The organism is uncultured Treponema sp. (assembly GCF_946187725.1).
In the GTDB taxonomy this organism is placed as follows: Bacteria; Spirochaetota; Spirochaetia; order Treponematales; family Treponemataceae; genus Treponema_D.
The window spans coordinates 48,902-65,933 of sequence record NZ_CAMHSK010000004.1; the positions used below are offsets into that span (position 1 = coordinate 48,902).

Consider the following 17,032-nt stretch of genomic DNA (forward strand, 5'->3'; position numbering starts at 1 on the left):
CAAACTTATTCTTCGACCGTGATTATATCTTTTAAAATGTAGCAGAAAGATGGTGCCGAGGAATGTTCGTTTTCTTTGAACTCTTTACGCAGGTCGCAGGTGTCATCTTCGTCGTAGGGATTTACGCCAATGTAATTTCCGACGAAGACCGGTCGCCTGCCTTTTTTGAACGCCTGAATTTCTTTTGCGACTTTTTCTTCGGTTCCTTCAGCCGTGATGATTGAATTTAGTTCGAGCATTTGAACCCAGCCCAAATCGAATCCCGCACCGACATCGGTACCGATAGCATGTCCTTTGATTGATTTTTCGATGTTCTTTTTTTTGAGAATTGCATCGACGGCACCAGTGATGTATGGAGTCCAGTTTATGCGTGTTGATGTGAGGGATGTGGTGGGCGCGATGTTAACCATACTTTGATTGTATCCGACATGGAAGACGATTTTGTCAAAGGCTTCTTCACAGGCAACTGCCGGTCCTATTGTGTCTGAGTGCTGTGAGATGATGTGGCATCCTTCGTTTATGAGGTAGCTGGCCTTGATTTTTTCTTCGGAAAAGCTGCTCCAGGTGTAAGTGTAGGTTACGAGCATTTTCGCTTGTGGAACAATGGAACGCACACCCAGCAAAAATGCCGTGAATCCTGAAATTACTTCCGGGTAGGGGTAGGCCCCGACATAGCCGACTTTTGCTTCGTCTTCTTCGATGAGATTTCTGTCAATCAGCTCTTTTAACTTCATTCCAGCAACGATTCCTGAAACATAGCGACCCTGATAAATTTCACCCATGAAAGTGTGATAGTTTTTGAGCACGGGTTCCTGCGCGGCATTGTCGCCCGAAGCCTGACAGAAATGAATTTTTGGGTACATTCTGGCGAATTCTTTTGCGATGATTGCGTGTGAATAACTTGTGGTAAAAATCAGTGAACATTCTTTGCTGACTAGCTCAGTTAAGGTTTTTTCTAAATCGTCAGGATTTACATTGCTGCGCGAGAGAATCTGAATGTTTTCGCCGAATCTCTCTTCGATAGTGTGCTGTGCGCGGATGAAATTGTTTGTGTAGGGAATGCTTTCGTCGCCGTCGTAGACAAAGCCGATTTTCAGCACTTCCTTAGGTGAATTTTGCGGGTCGAAGAAAAAATGATTGATAGAAAATGCCGTTATGAAAATCAGTGCCGTGATGATTGTGATTTTGTTTTCGCGCTTCATGCTTGTTCTCCTGCCTGTCCTTCTGATTCAGCGGATTTTTTTGCTTTTTTGTAAAGCTCTTCAACATTGATTTTCTTTGTTTCAATCAGATGAAGCATAATGTCCGCGATTTTTGGGTCAAACTGTGTTCCACGGCAGCGTTTGAGTTCAGAGAGCACATAGTCGAAATCAAGCTGCTTTCGGTAGACACGATTGGCCGTCATGGCATCGAATGCGTCTGCCACACCGATAATTCGCCCGTAGAGCGGGATTGCCTCACCTTTTAAGCCCTGCGGATAACCTGTGCCGTCATATTTTTCGTGGTGATAGAGGGTGCCTTCATGGACATGTTCAATCATCGTGAAATCTTTGAGAATTTGTGCTCCGCGCGTTACATGAGACTTCATGATTGCATATTCTTTATCATCGAGTTTTCCGGGCTTGTTTAGGATTCTGTCTGGAATACCGATTTTTCCGATGTCGTGGAGAAGGGCGGCTTTGCGCAGATTTTCACATTCCGCTTCAGAAAAGCCGAGTTCCCGCGCAAGCATGACAGAATATTCTGAGACGCGCATTGAATGTTGGCTTGTATTTTCGTCTTTTGCATCGACTGCCTTTGCGATAGCGAGAATCGTTTCATTACCGAGCCTGACCTGCTCTTTTGCCAGCTCAACCTGTCGTTTCTGAATGTCGAGCCTGTGCTGAAGCTGGTTGCGTACTAAAACCCATGTTAACCAGGCGATTGCAAGCACCGAAACCAAAAGCAGATAGACTTTGAAATAAGTGGTGTCGTAAATCGCTTTTTCTTTGATAAGACGATAGCTGCTCTGTTCGATGATATTTTCGTCCTTGTCAAAAACGGCGATGTGGAAAGTATAATTGCCGGAAGGAAGATTGGTGTAAGTGACTTTTGTTAGCTGAGTTTGCGGGATGATGATTTCAGATTTGTCGAAACCTTCAAGCCAGTAGCTTACTAATGGATCAAGAACCGTGTAATTGACGACTTCCGGAAACAGTTCAATTTTGCTCGTTTTCCTGTTTATGATGAATGGTTCACTTCGCTCGATTTGAAAAGATACGCCGTCAAGATTTATGGAAGAAACCATCATGTGGTAAGAAAGTTTTGCGAAGATGTAATTGTTCATATCGAGGACATAAACGCCTGTTCCGCATGAAAGGTACAGTTTGCCGTCTTCATCGCTGTAGTTCCATGCGTTTGCGGTGAGGCTCGAATTGAGGCCGCTTTTTGAATCAAGCAAATCGTACTGAAGTTTTTCGGTGTCAGAGAGAAGGGCTTCACTGTCCACGACATAAATTCCGGCACTTCCAAGCACAAAGAAATTTCCGTCTGAATTTGCTTGAATGTCGTAATTATTGAAGTAGGGGAAATTTTTGAGCGGGCGGATTTCAAAATCTTCGCTCATATAGCACAGGGAATTGCTTGTTACGATGAATACGCCGTTTCCTTCTGGCTCCTGAACCGTGCGTAAAATTACATCACTCGTAAGGCCATCGTCGAGGGTAAGAATTCGGACAATTTCATCATTTTGGATGATTGCAAGGCCGTCACCGTCAGTTCCTGCAAGAAGAGTGCCGTTTTTCATTTGCATGAGGGAAAGTGTCATGGCACTGTTTGCGCCCTTGTTATAATTGATTGTTTTGGTGACTTTATTGTTTCTGATGAAGGAAAGTCCGCGTACTCCGCCGGCTACAATTGTTCCGTCAGAAAGCTCAACTGCAACCCTCATTCGGTTGCCGACATTTCCGTTCGTTGTGTCAAACACAGTGAATTTGCCGCTTTTTTCGGTTTTGATTAAGCCCAGACCGTAAGTGCAAATCCAGAGATTGTCAGCAGAATCTTTTATGAGACAGCGAATTCGGGCATTATCCAGCATTTGTGACAGCGGTGTGGAAATTTTCTTTTCATCTTTGATGATGTCGAGGCCTTTGTCTGTTCCGACATAAAGTGCATCATTCCATTTGATTACGGAATTTACGACTTTTGAGGAGAGACCCAGCGTGCCGTAAATGTTTGTAAATGAAGAAGATGAGATTCTTAGAAGTCCCTGCCGTGAAGAAGTGAACCAGTAGTTTCCCTGATAATCGATTGTCATGTTGTCGATTGAACTGTTGAAACTGCCGGTTTTTATGATGTGAAATGGATTTCCGTCCGTGAAAAAACCGATTCCGTTGTCCGCACAGACGAAAACCCGGTTCTCGCTAAAATAGATTTTGTTGATGTAGTTGAGTGAATCGCATGAATCTTTGCCGAGCAGCGTTGCACTTTCTTCTGTGATTTTGTAGCGGTAGATGTGATTTTTTGTAGTTCCGACATAGAGAATGCCGTTTTCGTCAAAAGTGCAGCATTTGAAAATTTCTTTGTTTGCGGAAAGTGACTGTGAAAATCTGACTTCTGTTTCATTAAGAATAAAAAGCTCGCCGCTTGAAGTGATTGCCGAAACGAAGCCGTTTTTGTCCGCGCTCAAATCGACAGTGTAACCTACATCTTTGATAATGTTGCATACCCGCAAACCGCTGTTGAGTTCAAGAACGAGAATGCCGATTGAGGTTCCCACATAATAATAACCGTCGGCACCTTTTACGATTGCACGCACTGAATTTGAAGGAAGTCCGTCATCGTAGTCAAGAGTCGTGATGATTTTGTCATTTATGCAGATTGAGAGGCCGTTATCGTTTGTGCCAATCCAAAGTCGGCCTTCTTCGTCTACATAAAGACAGTTCGCATTTCGCACTGAATTGAAGTCTTTCATCCAGCGGAATTCGCTTCCGTTGTAGCGGTAAAGACCTGCATAAGTTCCGACCCACAAAATGCCGTCTGGAGTTTGTGCGATATCGTTTGCTTCGCCACATGGAAGTCCGTTGTCGCTGGAATAAATTGTCTGAACATAAGAGGTAAAATCCTGATTTCTGAACTGACTTTCTGCCTCGCTTTTAGAAAGCGGTAAAAAGGCTGCAAGGAGTGCAAAAATCATGAAGCGGGAAGAGCTGTTATTTTTGATTTCCTTGATTTCGGAGAGAACAAGCTGCCGTTTGCGCCATACTTTTAATAGAAGATAAAGCGTGCCCAGCGTGATTACTTTGTCCAAAAAGTCCATATAGAACTGACCTATAATCGAACTGATGAAAACGGGCATTCCCTGTTCTTCAAGATATTTGATTACGCCGTCACCCCAGATATTGTTCGTCATGCCGTCGTTGAAAATCCAGTTAACGCAGACTGCAAAAACGACCGAAAGTGCAGTGACCAGAATGCTCGCACACATTGTACCGAAAAAGTTTTTGAACCAGTTCCTTCGGGCAACGATTCCGACCGTAACTCCTAGTACGATGCTTGAAATGCTGTAAATGTATGAAAGTGCAGAAAAATGGCTGTAGGTGATGTTCATTGTGACGCCAACTACAGCCCCGCAAAAGGGCCCGATTGCGTATGCGGCAAAAACTGTACCAAAAGAATCAAGCCAAAGCGGAAGCTGAAAGGTTTTCGCAAAGTATTTCCCGGAAAGATTGAGTAAGATGCAGAAAATTACAAAAAGGGCAGTCTTTAAATCTTTTTTAGAAAGCATACGCTATTATTATAACTGATAATTTCAATAAAGCTAGCGTTATGCTTGCATTATATGATTTTTTTTATGCCGCAACATCCTCTTTTAAGTCATTGCTGACTTTCTGAATTTCCTGCAATTTTGCGAGCGTTTTGCCACTGTCGATTGCTTCAAGAGCCATTGCATATCCGTCTTTTAAGGTGCGTGCTTTTCCGCATAGATAAAGGACTGCCGCCGTGTTCAAGCCAACCGCATATCGAATTGTTTTTCGGCCTTTTCCATTTAAGACTTCCATTGCGAGAGCAGCGTTGTCTGCACCGTTTCCGCCGTAAAGTTCGCTTTCGTCTGCATCAGTGATTCCAAAATCTTTCGGATTGATTATGTACTGATTTTCACGGCCTTTTTCGTCAATCTGATAGACTGTTGTGGGCGCACATGGCGAGATTTCATCGTAGCCGTCAGCAGAATTGACAACCATGACGCGTCTTGCTCCAAGAGATTTTGCCGCATGAGCGTAATCCTTGAGCAAATCTTTTGAATAAACCCCAAGAACTTCGTATTCGGCATTAGCTGGATTCAAAAGCGGTCCGAGCACATTAAAGACCGTCTTGATTCCGAGCGTCTTTCGGACTGGAGCCGCAAATCTCATTGCCGAATGATAGACCGGAGCCATAAGGAATCCGAATCCTGTTTTCTTGACAAGTTCAGCTGTTTTTCCTGGATTTGCCATGATGTTTACACCAAGATTTTCAAAGAAATCTGCCGCCCCTGATTTAGAAGAAACTGCCCTGTTTCCGTGCTTTGCCATAGTCTGACCACAACTTGCCGCAACGAGAGCCGAAAGCGAAGAAATGTTGAAAGACCCCTTGCCGTCACCGCCAGTTCCGACGATTTCTGCAAGACCGACATTTTCAAGCGGGAATTTCGCCTTCTTTTTGAGCATTGCACTTGCCGCCCCAGTCATTTCGTCTGCCGTTGGAAGACCACGTGCTGCCATTGCAGTGAGGACAGATGCCGCAATTTTTTCATCCATTGAGCCTTCTGCAAGCTCGCCAATGAAGCCTTCTGACTGTTCGCGTGAAAGCGGTTTTTTCTCATCAATCAGCTGGTTCAGAAGTTTTGAATAACACATGTTTTCGCGGCGGTAATTCAAAAATCCCTTGAAAAGTTCATCACCTTTTTCACTGGCAATTGATTCCGGGTGAAACTGAACGCCTTCGATTACAAGTGACTTGTGGCGGATTCCCATGATGTCACCGTCTTTTGCACGAGCAGTGACCTCAAAATCGTTCGGAAGAGTTGCTTCGTCCACGACAAGTGAATGATATCGTGTGAAGCTGCATTTTGGTCCGACATTACGGAAAATTCCTTTGCCGTCCGTGCTGATTTCTTCGACAATGCCGTGACGGATATATTTTGCACCCACGATTTTTGCCCCGAAAGCCGCTCCGATTGACTGATGGCCAAGACAAATTCCCAAAACCGGAACTTTGCCCGCAAAATAGCGAATTGCTTCTATTGAAATGCCGGCTGTCTCAGGAGTTCCCGGTCCCGGTCCAACGATAATATGGCTCGGTTTAGCCGCTTCGATTTCAGCAACGGTAGATTCTTCTGAGCGGAAAACGCAAACTTTGTCGCCAGAAACCCGCTCAAGGCTCTGAACGATGTTAAAAGTAAAACTGTCCTTGTTGTCGATAAAAGCAATCATATACACACCTCTTTTTATTTAGGGAGGGGAAAGCCTTCCCCTGCGCCTCATCTAAAGAATCGGCTACCCCTTCTGCGGGTTCCCCCGCAACGCCCCTTTGTTTCTGTTTATAGTAACAGAATAACAGATGAGAATGTTTCTGTCAATAGTAACATCACAATTTTTGTGTAAATGATAGAAATTTCGTGCTTCGATGGATAAGCCGTTTACATAGCGAAGATTTCATCGGCGGAAACGAGATGAATATCTTTTTCCCTTGCAAATTGCATTGCTTCTTTTGTGAATCCACTTAATGAAAAATACCATAAATAGATTTCTGCATTGTCCTTTTTCTTGAGATTTGACAAATCTTTTTTGAGGTGTTTTCCAAGATCAAAATCATTCACGGGAGTGTTATGGAATTTACACTCAGCCGAGATTATTTTTGATTTATCTTCATTTGTGGCAATAATATCTATTTCGATATTTTTATCCCACCAACGCCCGATTTGCGTAAAGATAAATGGCAAATTTCGCTTTTTATTCTGAATCCGAAACCATTCAATACAAATATCTTCAAATGGAAACGAAACAAATTCATTCAGCTGTGGCTCAACAATCGTATCATAAATGTTTTCCCAATCGCCGAATTCAATTGAAGAATAATTCGGGAACACAAATCTGTACCAGAAACGGAAAAACAAATCCCGGAGCTTATAAATCCCTCGTTGTGCATTTTGTTTTTCTTTTTTGGTGCTTAAAACAGGAAATTCTCTGCTCACAATACCAAGTTCGATTAAATTTTTTAGATAAACAGAAAGTTTTCCTTTTTCAATAAGAGTTGCTTGCTGGATTTCATTGAAAACAGTTTTGCCTGTTGCGATTGCCTGAATAATCGTATTATAAGTTGCTGGCTCACGAAGTTCTTGCCGGATTAAGAATTCAGGCTCAGAATAAAGAATTGAACCTCGCCGTAAAATATTGAAACAAATATTTTCTTTGAGATTTTTTGTTTCGTCAAATTGGCTGAGATAGTACGGAACGCCACCCAAAATAGCGTGTGCAATGATTTTGTTGCGAGAGTTCCAATTTGGAAAAAATTTCGCCGAATCAGAATATGGCATTGGAAGCATTTTGTAGATTCCTGTTGCACGGCCATAGAGAGGATTCTTTTCGGAAAGAATTTCTTTTTCCATATAACTCATAGAACTTCCACAAAGAATCAGCATAAGATTCTGATTCTTCAGCTCTGTGTCCCAAAGTTTTTGAAGAATAGAAGGAATTTCAGAATTTTCGCGAGCCATATACGGAAATTCATCGATTATGACAATATTTTTGGATTGATTGGAATGTGGAATATCTTTTATGGCGAGAAAGGCCTGTTCCCAGTTTGAAAACTCCGTGATGTACTGACTCTGCGGAAGATTGAAAGAAAGAAGTTTTTGACTGAAATTTTTAAGCTGATTTTTGTCCTCAGTTTGTGTGCAAGTAAAAAAGACTGAATTCTTATTTAAACAAAAATGGCTTATCGTTTCAGTTTTGCCTATACGACGACGACCATAGACGATGACAAGCTCGCCGTTTTGAGACTCATATTTTTCCTGTAAGAACGAGAGTTCTTCTTCTCTGCCCCAAAAAGTTTTCATAGTTATATTTTATCTGTCAAATCGTGATTTGTCAAATCACGATTTGTTGAGTAGCCGGATTCTTTTGAAAACAAAAGAATTTGCATTTTATTCTTCCGCGTGCGGAATTTTCTCTTCTTCTTCGTTCCAGCGCAGATAGACATTTGCCAGAATCGCGCCTGAAATGTTGTGCCATACCGAGAACACGGCTCCCGGAACTGTTGCCATCGCAAGGTTCGGGAATGCACTTGCTACTTCACCCCCGCGCGTGAATTCTGTTAAAATGAGGGCATGAATATTCTTCGAGAAGGGCTATTACAGCTTGGTTTTGACAAGGGCGAGTTTTTTGGAATCAAGATTCTCCCGATTGATGAGCTTGAAGCCAAAATGGAAAAATACATTGCGATTTTGCAAGAATATAACGCAAAATTTGATTTGATTAACGCTGATGAGCACGATGAAATTGCCGTCAAACACATTCTTGACAGTCTTTCGGGGCTTCCAAAAGTGTGCGAGATTCTTTCTGCTCGATTCAATGCGAACTCTCTTCCTGTTTTGGAGAACGGTCTTGTTTCAGAGCTTTCGCTTGCTGACATTGGCAGCGGTGCGGGCTTGCCTGGAATCCCTCTTTCAACGGCTTTGCCTCAGTTCAAGTTCACTTTGATTGAGCGCATGACAAAGCGGTGTGCATTCTTGAATCATTGTGCGGGTGAGCTTGGCTTAAAAAATGTAACGGTCGAAGAAGATCAGGCGGAACGGTTGGAACAAAAGCGGTTTGATTTGTGCGTGTTCCGGGCTTTCCGTCCGCTTGAGAAGAAGATGGCAAAAGTCCTTCTTCGGATTTTAAAAGATGGTGGATGCCTGTGCGCATACAAAGCGAAAAAGGCAAATATTATAGAAGAAATGAAATCTCTTCCGCAAAAACCGAAATACGAGATTTTCCCGCTGGTCGTGCCCTTCCTTACAGAAAATACTGGTGATGAAGAAGAGAGGGAGAGAAATCTCGTGGTGATTGAAAAATAAAGACGGAGCAAGCAGATTAAAATCAGAAAATGTTAAAATTTTCCTTGCAAATTCCTTAAACTGGAGTCAAAATAATTTTGACTTTTGCTTAAGCGAAAGAAATTTTCAGTTTAAAGGAGTTGCCTATGAAACAACTATACAAACGACGGGGGGGGGTAATTTCTTCAGTCCTTATTTTATTACTTTCCCTCTACCTTCCCCTGTCCTTATTCAGTTGTAAAAGTGATGCTGACAATGATTCACCAACCTATTACACCATCACCATTTCTTCGACCATTGAAAACGGCTCTGTAGAAGCAAGCAAAAAAAGTGCTTCATCCGGAGAGTCGATAAAACTTACTGCAAAGCCCGCAACCGGCTATGAGCTTGATTCCTATTCAGTAACAGATTCTAAAGGTTTGGCAATCACTGTAACAAATGGCGAATTTAAAATGCCCGAAAGCAATGTAACGGTGAGTGCGACATTCAAGGAGACTACAGAAACCGTAAACCAGAAAGCGGCAGCTGCGGTTATCGCAAAAATCAACGCCATCGACACTGTCGCCTACACCGAAGCAAGCAAGAGCCTCATCGATACTGCCCGCAATGCCTACGACGCACTCACCAGTGACCAAAAGGTACTGGTAACCAACTACAGCACGCTCACAGCGGCAGAGACGACTTACAGCACGCTCAAAACCGAAGCTGACACAGCGACCGCAAACCAGGCCGCAGCTGCCGATGTCATCGCAAAAATCAACGCCATCGGCAACGTGGCCTACACTGACGCCTGCAAAACACTGATCGACGATGCCCGCACCGCTTACGATGTATTGAATACCGCACAGAAAGCGCTTGTTCCGGCAGACACGCTTACCGTGCTGACCACTGCTGAAACACAATACAGCACGCTCAAAACCGAAGCCGAAACAGCGACCGCAAACCAGGCCGCAGCTGCCGATGTCATCGCAAAAATCAACGCCATCGGCAGGGTCGCCTACACACCTGCCTGCAAAGCACTGATTGACGACGCCCGCAATGCCTACGACGCCCTCACCAGCGACCAAAAGGTACTGGTAACCAACTACAGCACACTCACCACTGCCGAAAGCAGCTACAGTGAGCTTAAAACCGCTGCCGACAACCAGGCCGCAGCTGCCGATGTCATCGCAAAAATCAACGCCATCGGCAGGGTCGCCTACACTGACGCCTGCAAAGCACTGATTTACGACGCCCGCACCGCTTACAACGCACTGAACGCCGCACAGAAAGCACTTGTTCCGGCAGACACGCTTACCGTGCTGACCACTGCAGAAACACAATACAGCACGCTCAAAACCGAAGCTGACACAGCGACTGCAAACCAGGCCGCAGCTGCCGATGTCATCGCAAAAATCAACGCCATCGGCACAGTCGCCTACACTGACGCTTGCAAAACGCTCATTGAAGCCGCCCGCAATGCTTACAACGCACTGAACGCCGCACAGAAAGCACTTGTTCCGGCAGACACGCTTACCGTGCTGACCACTGCTGAAACGCGATACAGCACGCTCAAAACCGAAGCCGAAACAGCGGCTGCAAACCAGAACGCAGCAAACACTGTAATCGCAAAAATCACTGCAATCGGCAGGGTCGCCTACACTGACGCCTGCAAAACACTGATCGACGACGCCCGCAATGCTTACGACGCACTGACTGCCGCGCAGAAGGTACTTGTGACCAATTACGGCACATTGACAGAAGCGGAATCAACCTATGAAAGCCTGATTACCTACACCGTAACCCTTACCGGCGGTGCGAATGCCACAGTAAGCGGCGGCGCAACGACCCAAAGCGACCTAAACGGCGCCATGACCACCGTTACCTACACAGCAAGCAACGGCTACTATTTTGTAGACTTTACCGCTACTACCACTAACGGCATAACCCTGACGCGCACCAGTAGCAGCGTCGTGACCGTTTCCGGCACACCAACAACCGACACAAGCATTACCGTTCCCGATGCAGCTCAAATCGTGCCAGTAACGGGCATTACCCTGAACAAGGCCAGCACCACCATATCTGCCGGTTCTACCGAGACCCTAAGCGTAAGCGCCTATGAGCCAGGAAATGCCACATTCCAGACCGTAACCTGGTCCAGCGACAACACTGCCGTTGCCACCGTCAACGCCACGACGGGCGAGGTGACCGCCGTAGCCGCAGGAGCGAACGGCACCAACGCTAGTGCAACCATCACGGCAACCGCCACTGACGGAAGCGGCGTGACTGCCACCTGCACCGTTACGGTAACGCCCGCTTCTGTAGATGTAGAGAACAGGGGATTTACCGCAAGTTCTTGGGAAGACGAGCCCGGTGACAATCTCATCACCGAGTAGGCAGTTTTACAGAAACGTAATAAGGAGCATACTATGAAACATAGAATACCATATCTTTTTGCAGCAGCAGTCTTTTCGGCTCTGTTTTTGGGCTGCCAGTATAACGATGTGGAAAGCGCACAAGGCTCAGCCAGCTTTCCAGAGGACGGCGTAATCCGCTTTACCACCAACCTCGTTGAGCCCACACAGGCGCGCGCCAGCATCACCGGTAGCGACCTGAACCAGAACGGCCAGCAGTTCCAGGTGAAGATTGTCAACCCGACCTCTGCCACCTACAGCTACTTCAATACCGTACAGTACGACGGCTGCGAGTGGACACCCGTGAACCGTATGCTCTGGCAGAACGACCAGCAGAGCATCACCGTGACCGCTGCCTACAAGCAGGGTAAGACATTCAGCGACTATGACTTTATCTGCGGCGCCAACCTCACCGTGGCTGCCGACCAGAGCACCGCGGCCAAGCTGAAGCAGCAGGACCTGCTGACCATGCCCACAAAGACCATCGCCAACCCCTCTATCGAGGAGACGCTGATGCAGAACGGCAAGCTGGTGGTGAACTTCTACCACGCCCTGTCCAAGCTGGACGTAACGCTGGATTTGTCAACCGAGTTTTTCGGTACCAGCGCCTCTGATGTAACAGATTTTACCATCAGCGGCACCAATGTCGGCTATAACTTCAATCCGATGGAGACTGCCAATGAGAACTACGGCACCGTGACCGCCACTGGCTCTACTTCTGCCGACATCCTGCCCTACCAGAGCGTCTTCAACGCTGCCACCGATGCCGACATGCACAGCACGGCCAAGTACGAGGCCATCGTTGTACCGCAGGAGATTGCCGCCGGGGCATTGACCGTATCGTTCAAAATTGGCACCCGCTCATTCTCATGGACAAACACTGAAAGCCTCACCTTCGAGCAGGGAAAATGCTACACCCTGCCCCTTACCGTGGGAAGCGACAGCTCAACATCGCTTTCGCCATCTGCAGGATTAAATCTTTCATCAACTGACTGGCTTGCAATGCCCGGCTGCTATGTAGCTGAATAAGAACAGGAGGCAAACAATGATAAAAGCACGAAACTATCTTTTTTTGGCTGCAGCCGCGACTCTTCTGCTTGCCGGCTGCCAGAACGGCCTGGAAGAGGAAAGCAAAGGCTCTTCTAATGTCGTTACCATACGATGCAATGCCGGCTCTCCGTCAAGCAGCCGCATCGCGTCCTATTCTACCGATTACGACCAGATGCGTTACTTCGAAGCCGGCGATCAGGTGTGCGTCAGTACCGACGGTCAGGACCCCGTCGTATACCAGTGTACCGACGCCGACCAGCAGACCTGGACTGAGGCAGATTCCAGCAAGTTCCTCCTCTGGACCGACAGCGAGATGACCTTCAAGGCTTACTATCCTGCCACCGAGGGCACTTCGATGACCAGCTTCACCCTGCCCGCCGACCAGAGCACGACCGGGAAGATTGCCCTGGCCGACTACATGACCCGCCAGCAGACCGGCAGCAACGAATACGGCAACGACATCAACCTGAACCTGGAGCGCAAGATGGCCCGCGTCATCGTACGCATCAGCGGCTTCGGCAGCCAGTACTTTGATGACCAGAAGACCGTCAGCAACGTCCGCATCTACAGCGAAGCCAGCGGCATTGCCGACGGCAATCCCACGGGCAGCAGCACCGAAATCCAGCCATACGCACAGGGCAACGGTGGTCAAGGCTCTACCTACACCGCCCTCGTAGTGCCTGGCTATGGTGACAGCGGCGCCCGCTTCATCCAGCTGACCGACGGCGAAGGCAGCACCCTCCTCGTGAAGGGCATCCCCGAACTGGAGGCAGGCAACAGCTACACCTTCAACCTCGTAGTGGGTAAGAACAGGATTGAGGTGGCAAGCGTCACCGTCACCGACTGGACCACCGGCGAGACACTCGCAGGAGGACAGGCTGAGGAGCAGGGCGGTGCCTCGCTTAGCCTCACCAGCCCCGCTGTGGGTCAGGTAATCGGCAGCGACGGCAAGAACTACGCCTACGGCAGCCTGCCCACGGGCGTGACCAAGGTAGCAATGATAGCCTACGTGTCTGGCTCCAACGGTCTCGCCATCGCCCTCGCCGACGAAGGCTCGTCGAATTGGGCGACGGCAAAATCCACATGCGAAGCAAAAACACCCGCCTTCACCAACGGCACATGGCACCTGCCCAGCCAGGCCGAGTGGAATCAGATGTTCAGTGCCAACGGCGGCAGCGAAGAAAGCTACTCCGGCCTGAATACGGCTATCACCACCGCCGGAGGAACAACCTTGCAGTCGGGCTTCTATTGGTCGTCGTCGGAGTACAGTCCAGGCGTCGGCGCCCACTTCGTGCACCTCGACGATGGCGATGTCGACTGGAGCAAAGCCAATGAGAGCCTCGGCCGCAATGTCCGTGCCTGCCTCGTATTCGAAGTGTCAGGCAGCGCGGCAACTCTCGTCACCGCCATCACGCTCAACAAGACCGCTACCACCATCTCGGCCGGCCAGACCGAGACGCTCAGCGTCAGCAGCGTGACACCCGATGACGCTACCGACCAGACCGTCACCTGGAGCAGCGACAACGAGGCCGTCGCCACCGTCGATGCTGACGGCAAGGTGACCGCCGTAGCCTTAGGCACAGCCAACATCACTGCCACGGCCAACGACGGCAGCGGCGTGACGGCCACCTGCGCCGTTACGGTAAGCAAAGTCGTCACCATCAACCAGAGCGATTGGGGAGATGGATATAGTCCTAGTTTCACAAAAGACGGTGTCACCGTCTCAGCAGGCATGATTGACTCTCGGCGCGGCAACCTCATGGACGACGGATCATTCTCTACCACCCTAGGCAACTTCACAAAGATTGTTGTGACGACCACCCGTTGCTATGCTTCCGGCACGGGCTGGAGTGGTGGCGGCTCATCAATGACCTGGGAGGGCACTCCTGCCTCCACAGTCTCTTTCAGCGGCGAATTTTTGGGCAATGGCACGACCCAAACCACCATCGTCTGCACCATCGTGCCGAAGAATTGAGAATAGACCTTGCTCACACAGACACATAAGGGATGGTTCTTATTGTGCACTTTAACGCATAGGACCAGTAACGATGTGTTCTAAATAGCACAAGGAGGACGGCACCGAAAGCCACGGCAGCCTGCCCACGGGCGTGACCGCCGTGGCCATGATAGCCTATCTGAATGGCTCCAACGGCCTGGCACTGGCGCTGACCGATGAGGGCTCGATGAACTGGAGCACGGCCCAGACAACCTGCGCCGCCCACACGCCGGCCTTCACCGACGGCACGTGGAAGCTGGCCACCAAGGACGAGTGGGACAACATGATTTCCGCTGCCGGCAGCTACACCGCCCTGTGCGATGGCTTCAGCAGCGTCGGCGGAACGAATATGCAGTCGAACTACTACTGGTCGTCTACGGGGGACGATTCCGACCGCGCGTGGTGGTACTTCTTCCGCAGAGGCACCTGGACGGGCACTCCTGCCTCCAGCGTATCGTACAGCGGCGATATTGTGGGTATGGAAGCGGGCAATACCAAGTTTGTGTTCACCATTGCCGTGGAGTCCAACACCGTCCCCGAAGGTGCCAACACCGTACCCGAGGGAGCCATCAACGGCGTTTTCAGCGTAAGCTCAACGAAGAAGGTGTATTTCTCCAAGGGTAACCTGCGCTACGCATCGGACACATGGAGCTTCTTCGACAACCAGTATGACTATTACACAAGCTACAGCGCAGACGCATGTGATAAGTTCTGCTGGAGCACATCTGCAACCACATACGGTATGAATACTTCTGTAAGCACCAGCACTTATTCCGGCGACTTCGTGGATTGGGGCGCAACGATGGGCACAGGCTGGTTCACGCTGAGCAAGGACGAGTGGACATATCTGTTCGACGACCGCACAGTAAATGGCGGCTCAGGCAGCGGCAAGAGTTACACACTGGGCCAGAGTGTGAACGGTAAGCTTGGCGTTGTCATCTATCCTGATAATTATACCGGTGCAGAGTATTCCGGAAGCGATTGGGCTACATTTGAGTCTGCCGGCTGTGTGTTCCTGCCTGCTACCGGCCACTGGTCTGGTTCGGCGGTGGAGAATGCGGGCACGAACGGCGGCTACTGGTCTGCTACGCCTTATAGCACGAGCATCGCGTACTACGTGTTCTTCCTTTCGGACGGTCTGACTCCCGAGAACTACGACAATCGGAGCTACGGGTACAGTGTCCGCCTGGCTTGCGAGGTCGAGTAGAATTTTTTACCCTTGCCCCCCACAGGCATGCTCACAGGGGGACAGCCCCCTGTGAGAACAATACCGTCTGACAGCACAGGCTGGTCAGACGGTAAGGGCAAAGTCACAGCGTGATGTGGGAGTAACCCTCACATCCCATGACCATAGCAAGACGCAACGACGCCCGGTCTGCTTGCTAGTTGAAAACTTGACGAACCTGTAAAGGCAGGATATAGTAAAAGAAAGCGGGGACGCAAAGCAGAAAAGCGACCGCCTCCGTTGAGTTATTGTTATAACCGCCCGAAGTCTGGATCACTTCATATAGGGCGGTTTTTTTATGCTCTCAGTCCTATTTAAACAGGAAGGTGAGCAGGTCTATAACAAGTGCGATAATTGCGATGACCAACATCGCTTTTTCGTAATCTGTCACAGACAGGCCTCCTTCATTCATGCGAAATCGGAGGCAAGCCGCCGCAATCTGCAAAGCGTCCCCTATAAATTGTATAGTACACTGAACCCCTATAATAATCAATAGATGTCTTTTGTACCAGGGATAGTAGCAGCAGCCCGCAAGGGCTGTTCGAACCTGGCGGAAATTGAGCGAAAGCGAAATGAACGCCAGGTTCGAATGGAGCGCGGTTAGCGCGGAACCGCGGATAGCCTGGCCCGCCGAAAGCCGTCAGGCTTCGGCGGGGGTGCCCAGAAAAGGACACAGACAATCCTTCGCTGAAGTGCACCCCAAGTAGCCTTTGTTATGTAATTATTCTATTAACAGTTTTATATTGTCCACAACAGAATTAATTTCCTCTTCTGTCGCTTTTTCTATAAAATCACAGTTTCTTTGTCTATAATCAAGATTTTTTACCTGATCACTTAAAATACAGCCGTTGATTGAATGATTTTCCAATACAATTTCAAAAGGATAACCTTTTATATGGCTTGTGATAGGACAGAACAAAGCAAGACCGATTTTCTGATTGTATTTTTTCTGAGAGATGCAAATTGCAGGACGACGACCTTTTTGTTCATGACCTGCTTGCGGATTAAAATCGAGCCAAACTAAATCACCTTTTTCTGGAGTATAATTTGAAGCTACCATTCTTCATTACCTACCGAATTGCCAGTTGATATTTCTGAATGGATGTTTTCTGAAGTGACCATAGCCAGCATGTCATCAAGAGTCTTTTTTTGAGGAAGAATTACCATTTTCCCTTTTTCTGCGATTACTTCAATTTTACTGCCATTCTTTACATTGTTGTCTTTTGCCCAAAGAGAAGGAATCCTAAAACCGAGGCTGTTGCCCCATTTCTGAACTACTGCCTGCATAATGCAACCTCCATACGTTAAGT

At 48.0% G+C, this 17,032-nt stretch carries 11 protein-coding genes; 5 read left to right on the top strand and 6 right to left on the bottom strand.

What is annotated here, in order from left to right:
- Nucleotides 1–5: 5 nt before the first annotated feature.
- The 4 genes from Q0Q74_RS02690 to Q0Q74_RS02705 form a co-directional block, all read right to left on the bottom strand.
- Entirely contained in the window at nt 6–1,202 is a 1,197-nt protein-coding gene (locus Q0Q74_RS02690) for a BMP family ABC transporter substrate-binding protein (RefSeq protein WP_294428259.1), read from the bottom strand.
- Nucleotides 1,199–4,765 carry an HD domain-containing phosphohydrolase gene (locus tag Q0Q74_RS02695; RefSeq protein ID WP_294428261.1) on the bottom strand — a complete coding sequence of 1,189 codons (3,567 nt, stop codon included), beginning with the start codon at nt 4,763–4,765 and terminating at the stop codon, nt 1,199–1,201. Before Q0Q74_RS02695 ends, Q0Q74_RS02690 begins: the two co-directional genes overlap by 4 nt.
- 64 nt (nt 4,766–4,829) lie before the next feature.
- Complete coding sequence (locus Q0Q74_RS02700; RefSeq protein ID WP_294428264.1) at nt 4,830–6,452, bottom strand: bifunctional anthranilate synthase component II/anthranilate phosphoribosyltransferase; 1,623 nt, start codon at nt 6,450–6,452, stop codon at nt 4,830–4,832.
- A gap of 206 nt (nt 6,453–6,658) precedes the next feature.
- Entirely contained in the window at nt 6,659–8,077 is a 1,419-nt protein-coding gene (locus Q0Q74_RS02705) for a DUF234 domain-containing protein (RefSeq protein ID WP_294428266.1), read from the bottom strand.
- Between the two features lie 270 nt (nt 8,078–8,347).
- On the opposite strand from Q0Q74_RS02705, the gene rsmG reads away from it, so the two are divergent.
- The 5 genes from rsmG to Q0Q74_RS02730 all read left to right on the top strand — a co-directional run bounded on the left by rsmG (nt 8,348) and on the right by Q0Q74_RS02730 (nt 15,704).
- Complete coding sequence (gene rsmG / locus Q0Q74_RS02710) at nt 8,348–9,079, top strand: 16S rRNA (guanine(527)-N(7))-methyltransferase RsmG (protein ID WP_294428267.1); 732 nt, start codon at nt 8,348–8,350, stop codon at nt 9,077–9,079.
- Nucleotides 9,080–9,204: 125 nt separating this feature from the next.
- Complete coding sequence (locus Q0Q74_RS02715; protein WP_294428269.1) at nt 9,205–11,433, top strand: Ig-like domain-containing protein; 2,229 nt, start codon at nt 9,205–9,207, stop codon at nt 11,431–11,433.
- 33 nt (nt 11,434–11,466) lie between these two features.
- The gene (locus Q0Q74_RS02720; protein WP_294428270.1) at nt 11,467–12,480 is read left to right on the top strand and encodes a fimbrillin family protein; all 1,014 of its coding nucleotides are present in this window, start codon (nt 11,467–11,469) and stop codon (nt 12,478–12,480) included.
- A 16-nt stretch (nt 12,481–12,496) separates the two neighbouring features.
- Complete coding sequence (locus tag Q0Q74_RS02725; RefSeq protein ID WP_294428272.1) at nt 12,497–14,476, top strand: fimbrillin family protein; 1,980 nt, start codon at nt 12,497–12,499, stop codon at nt 14,474–14,476.
- A 148-nt stretch (nt 14,477–14,624) separates the two neighbouring features.
- Nucleotides 14,625–15,704, top strand: a complete 1,080-nt coding sequence (locus Q0Q74_RS02730; RefSeq protein WP_294428274.1) for a hypothetical protein — start codon at nt 14,625–14,627, stop codon at nt 15,702–15,704.
- Between the two features lie 739 nt (nt 15,705–16,443).
- On the opposite strand, the gene mazF is transcribed toward Q0Q74_RS02730, so the two are convergent.
- A complete protein-coding gene (mazF, locus tag Q0Q74_RS02735) occupies nt 16,444–16,782 on the bottom strand; it encodes an endoribonuclease MazF (RefSeq protein ID WP_294428277.1) in 339 nt (112 codons plus the stop codon).
- Nucleotides 16,776–17,009 (bottom strand): AbrB/MazE/SpoVT family DNA-binding domain-containing protein, encoded by a 234-nt coding sequence (locus tag Q0Q74_RS02740; RefSeq protein ID WP_178751232.1) that lies wholly within the window; start codon nt 17,007–17,009, stop codon nt 16,776–16,778. Before Q0Q74_RS02740 ends, mazF begins: the two co-directional genes overlap by 7 nt.
- Nucleotides 17,010–17,032 lie beyond the last annotated feature (23 nt).